We start from the raw sequence: 4044 nt of genomic DNA, 5'->3' as shown, positions 1-4044 counted from the left end.
GGCGCAACATCGCGAGTCTGGAGTGCGTAGATCAGCGCCCCGCCTATGCCGAGCAGGGCGACGGCTCCGACGCCAGCCAGCATCTTGCGGGATAGGCGGGTGACGCGGGGGGCTTCTGCGCGCAGCCGCATGGGCGCGGCGGTGTCGGTCTTGCTCATGAGGACGATCCTCCCGTGGACGTGCCGACCGGTTGCGTGGCCGCCTGCGTCTGTTCCATGCGGACGATCCTGACGACCTGCTGACGGTCGCCGCTGCCAAGGCGCAACTCGGCCGCCCCGAACAGGCGGTCCACGATCAGCACGTTCTGGTGAATACGGGAATTGACGATCTGCGGCTCGCCATCCGCGCCGAGCACGAAAAGCGGCGGCATCTCGCCTTGCACGATGCCGCGCGGGAAGACGACATAGACACGCCGACCGTCGTCGAAAACGGAAACCGGCCGCCAGGGTGGGCTATCGCCCCGCACCTGCAATCCGTAGCGGTAATTTCGCGCGGCCTCGGCTGGAATGGTGGGAGCGGCTGGTGTGTTGACACGGCTTCCTGGTGGCGGTGCGGGATAGGCCCATGCCACGGAGGGCATGTAGAGCGATTCTCGCGCCCGCAACTCGATCATGTAAACCCGTCGATCGGTGGTAATCACGAGATTGGTCGAGATGTCCTCGCGTGTTGGCTTGACGAGAATATGGACGCGGCGGTTCGCACCCGAGCCGCTTTCGGTATCTCCGATGATCCAGCGCGTCGTATCGCCGGCGGCAATGGGTCCCGTTCCGGTCAGGCTCTCGCCCGGCTCCAGCGCGATATTGGTGATCTGTCCCGGCGCGGCATAGACCTGATAGAGCGCGCCCTCCGACCAGGGATAAATCTGGATGGCGTTGTAGTAGCCTTCCCGCCGCGGTTCGACACGGGCGGCAGCATTGGCGTTCTCGACCCGGCCGGTAGGCGTGCCGGCTGCGGTGCCGCCCCGCGCCACGGTCCATGCCGGGGGCACATGCAGCGGCCGGGGCCGGTTGTCCGGGGCGGCCACCTGCGCGGCAGGCAGCGGCGGCACGTTATCATCGTAGCTGAACTGCGGCGCCCGGTTGGTCGCGCAGCCGGCCAGCATGGTGGCGGAAAGCAGCAAAGCCGGAAGGCCGAGTTTACGGAAAGCCGGAAACGCGTCATTACGGAAAGTCGAGGAATTCATTGACTCATCTCCCGTGACCAGTTGATCGCGTTGATGTAGATTCCAAGGGGATTGGTGCGCAGCCTCTCGGCGGTGCGAGGGGTCTGGATCACGATGGTCAGGATCGCGGTCCATCGCTCGGTCGTGGAAAGCTGACCGTTCTCATAGTGCCGCTCCAACCACGCCACGCGGAAGCTGTCGGGGGATGCTCGGATGACGCTGGAGACCTCGACGGCGACCTGCTGGCGGCCGACGCGAGTGAACGGATCATTGGCGCGGGCATAGTCGTTCAGCGCCGCAGCGCCGCGGTCCGTGGTGAATTCGTATGCGCGAAGCCAGTTTTGGCGGACGATGATAGCGTCGGCTGGGATGGCGCGGACCTGCTCGATGAAGCCGCCCAGATGGAAGGCAATCTGCGGATCGGTCGGTCGATAATCCGCCGTAGCAGCCGAGACGGCCTGCGCCTGGCCGAGATTATCGACCTCCACCACCCAAGGCACGACGGTTCCCTGTGCCGATTGCCATACAAGGGCAGCAGCGAAGCCTGCTGACAGGATCAGAGAGCCGAAGGCCATATAGCGCCAGTTCCTCGCCTGCACGCGAGCCGACCCGATGCGCTCGTCCCAAGCCTGCGCGGCCTTCTGATAGGGCGTTTCGGGTTCCGGCACCTTGCCATAGTGGGTCGTCGGTCGTTTGAAGATATTCATGTGCGGTCACTTTCGGAAAGGCTGACGGATGAACCGGGGCCATGGCTGTCGCCCGATCGGACGGCATGGGCGGCGGCGGTGACGCCGTGGCTCATCGCTTGGCTGCGGCGCATTTTCTGTGCCCAGGCAGGCGAACCATCAGCGGCTGAAGGAGGGGATTGTTCGGGTGACGGGACGCCCCCGACCGTTCCCATGGAGGAACTGCCGCCGGACGCTGTGAACCCGGCTCTCGCGCCATCGGAATAACTGGATTTCATGCTGTCGGCGGCACGGGTGGCGGCGCGCTTCAAAGGCGAGATGGCCGCCGACGCGCCGGCGCGGCTAACACCTCCGAGACCGGAAGCGATCCCGGCCGCGCCGGAGCCGCCCATCGAGCCGAGGGTGTAGGCCGACGAAGCGGCACCGACGGCCGCGGCACCACCGCGTGCAAGCGTGGCACCACCCGACATTGCAGCGCCTCCGGCCTTGGCGGCAAGCATGGTCGCGCCTCCGGCCGCCACAGCAGAACCACCAACGGCGAGGCCGGTCCCGACGGCAGCGCCCGCGCCGAGCTGCGGGCCACCCGAAACGAGGCCGGTGGCGATGCCGGGGCCGAAAATGCCCAACCCGAGAAGGGAAAGAGCGGCCAGGACAATCGCCATGGCGTCGTCGATCGTGGGGGTCGCGCCGCCGAAGCCGGCGGTAAACTGGCCGAAGAGCGTTGAGCCGATGCCGATGATGACGGCCAAGACCAACACCTTGATGCCACTGGAGATCACGTTCCCCAGAACCCGTTCTGCCATGAACGCGGTTTTGCCAAAGAGGCCGAAGGGGATCAGTACAAAGCCAGCCAGCGTCGTCAGCTTGAACTCGATCAGCGTCACGAAGAGTTGGATCGCCAGGATGAAGAATGCGAGGATAACCAGCGCCCAGGCGAAAAACAGGCAAAGGATCTGCACGAGGTTTTCAAAGACGGCGATCCATCCCATGAGATCGGAGATGGATTCCAGGAGAGGCCGCCCCGCATCGAGCCCAGTCTGGGCGACACGGCCGGGGCGCAAGAGATCGGCGACAGAGAATCCGGTGCCCGAGGCCATCAGGCCCAGCCCGGCGAAGCTCTCGAAGACGATCCGGGCGAGGTTGTTCCAATTGCTGATGATGTAGGCGAAGACACCCACGAACAAAGTCTTTTTGACGAGCCGCGCCATGATGTCGTCATCCGCGCCCCATGCCCAGAACAGCGCGGCCAGCGTGACATCGATGACGATCAGCGTCGTCGCAATGAACGCGACCTCGCCGCCAAGCAGGCCGAAGCCGCTGTCGATGTAGCTGGTGAAGATGCCAAGAAAATTGTCGATGACCCCCGTTCCACCCATGGCTCATTTCCCTCCGTTCGGTGCAGACGTCGCCGGACCGGGTGTGCGGCCGAGGAAGCGATCGCGTGTCTCGGCCCAGATACGAAGACAGGTCGGATCGTTGGCGGCGGCCTCTCCGAGCTGCTGGCAATGACGTTGCCCCTCGCGCAGCGGATCGGCCGGAGGCTGGAATGCGGGAGCGGAAGGCGCGGGAACGTTCACGTCCTCGCGGGTCATCTCGATGATGGTCGCCGTTAAGGCGACGGCGATGAACACTATGGCCGCGATCCGGGCCAGCACCTTCCCTTCCATGATCGGAGCTCCAACCTCAGTTGAACATCCGGGCATTGCCGGGCTGGTAGCCCGACCCCGGCGTTAGGAAGCGCTCGCGCTGGATGCGGCCCTGCTCAGCGGCCGTCGCACGTTCGGCCTCGGTCAGCGCGTCGGCGCGGCCGTTTGCCGAAATCACCGCGATCAGGTCGGAGAGCTGCTGCGATTGCAGGGCGAGAAGCTGATTGCCAGCTTGCGTAGCCTGAAGCGCGCCGGTCGCGCCCTGGCTCTCGCCGATGAGCGTGGACATCTCGGCACGGTTGCTGTCGATGTTGCCAACTACGCCCGCCTGCACGCGCATGGCATCCTGCAAGCCACCGACGGTGTTCTCCCAGCGCGAGCGCGCATCGGCGATCAATTGCTGGTCGGTGGCCGTGAGGGATAGATTGCCGTAGTCCTGCTGGAACATCTGGTCGATGTTCTGCACGTCGAACGCGATATTCTGGGCTTGCCCGAGAAGCTGCTGGGTGCGCTGGACGTTCTGCTGAAGCGCCTGAAGCGAGCTGTGGGG

Annotated in this window: 5 protein-coding genes and 1 pseudogene; all 6 read right to left on the bottom strand. The window is 65.0% G+C overall.

What is annotated here, in order from left to right; all coding sequences use genetic code 11:
• Window positions 1-158: pseudogene (locus AQY21_RS29725) on the bottom strand (conjugal transfer protein TraI); the annotation flags it as partial.
• The gene (trbG, locus tag AQY21_RS10555; RefSeq protein WP_058097625.1) at window positions 155-1183 is read right to left on the bottom strand and encodes a P-type conjugative transfer protein TrbG; all 1029 of its coding nucleotides are present in this window, start codon (window positions 1181-1183) and stop codon (window positions 155-157) included. The pseudogene AQY21_RS29725 and the gene trbG, both read right to left, overlap by 4 nt.
• Window positions 1180-1869: a conjugal transfer protein TrbF gene (gene trbF, locus AQY21_RS10550; RefSeq protein ID WP_058097624.1), complete on the bottom strand. Its 690-nt coding sequence runs from the start codon at window positions 1867-1869 to the stop codon at window positions 1180-1182. The genes trbG and trbF overlap by 4 nt, the downstream gene beginning before the upstream one ends.
• Complete coding sequence (gene trbL, locus AQY21_RS10545; protein ID WP_058097623.1) at window positions 1866-3224, bottom strand: P-type conjugative transfer protein TrbL; 1359 nt, start codon at window positions 3222-3224, stop codon at window positions 1866-1868. Before trbL ends, trbF begins: the two co-directional genes overlap by 4 nt.
• A 3-nt stretch (window positions 3225-3227) precedes the next feature.
• The gene (gene trbK-alt, locus AQY21_RS10540; protein WP_058097622.1) at window positions 3228-3515 is read right to left on the bottom strand and encodes a putative entry exclusion protein TrbK-alt; all 288 of its coding nucleotides are present in this window, start codon (window positions 3513-3515) and stop codon (window positions 3228-3230) included.
• A 16-nt stretch (window positions 3516-3531) separates the two neighbouring features.
• The coding region (trbJ, locus tag AQY21_RS10535; RefSeq protein ID WP_058097621.1) for a P-type conjugative transfer protein TrbJ at window positions 3532-4044 on the bottom strand (513 nt) is incomplete at its 5' end.

Source organism: Paracoccus sp. MKU1 (assembly GCF_001447385.1).
Lineage (GTDB): Bacteria > Pseudomonadota > Alphaproteobacteria > Rhodobacterales > Rhodobacteraceae > Paracoccus.
Note: the sequence above shows the minus strand (reverse complement) of the source record. Positions and strands in the feature narration are given on the sequence as shown.

Bases quoted from the DNA above. Each gene is read 5' to 3' on its own strand.
- trbG (WP_058097625.1), bottom strand. From the start codon at position 1,183: ATGAATTCCTCGACTTTCCGTAATGACGCGTTTCCGGCTTTCCGTAAA.
- trbF (WP_058097624.1), bottom strand. From the start codon at position 1,869: ATGAATATCTTCAAACGACCGACGACCCACTATGGCAAGGTGCCGGAA.
- trbL (WP_058097623.1), bottom strand. From the start codon at position 3,224: ATGGGTGGAACGGGGGTCATCGACAATTTTCTTGGCATCTTCACCAGC.
- trbK-alt (WP_058097622.1), bottom strand. From the start codon at position 3,515: ATGGAAGGGAAGGTGCTGGCCCGGATCGCGGCCATAGTGTTCATCGCC.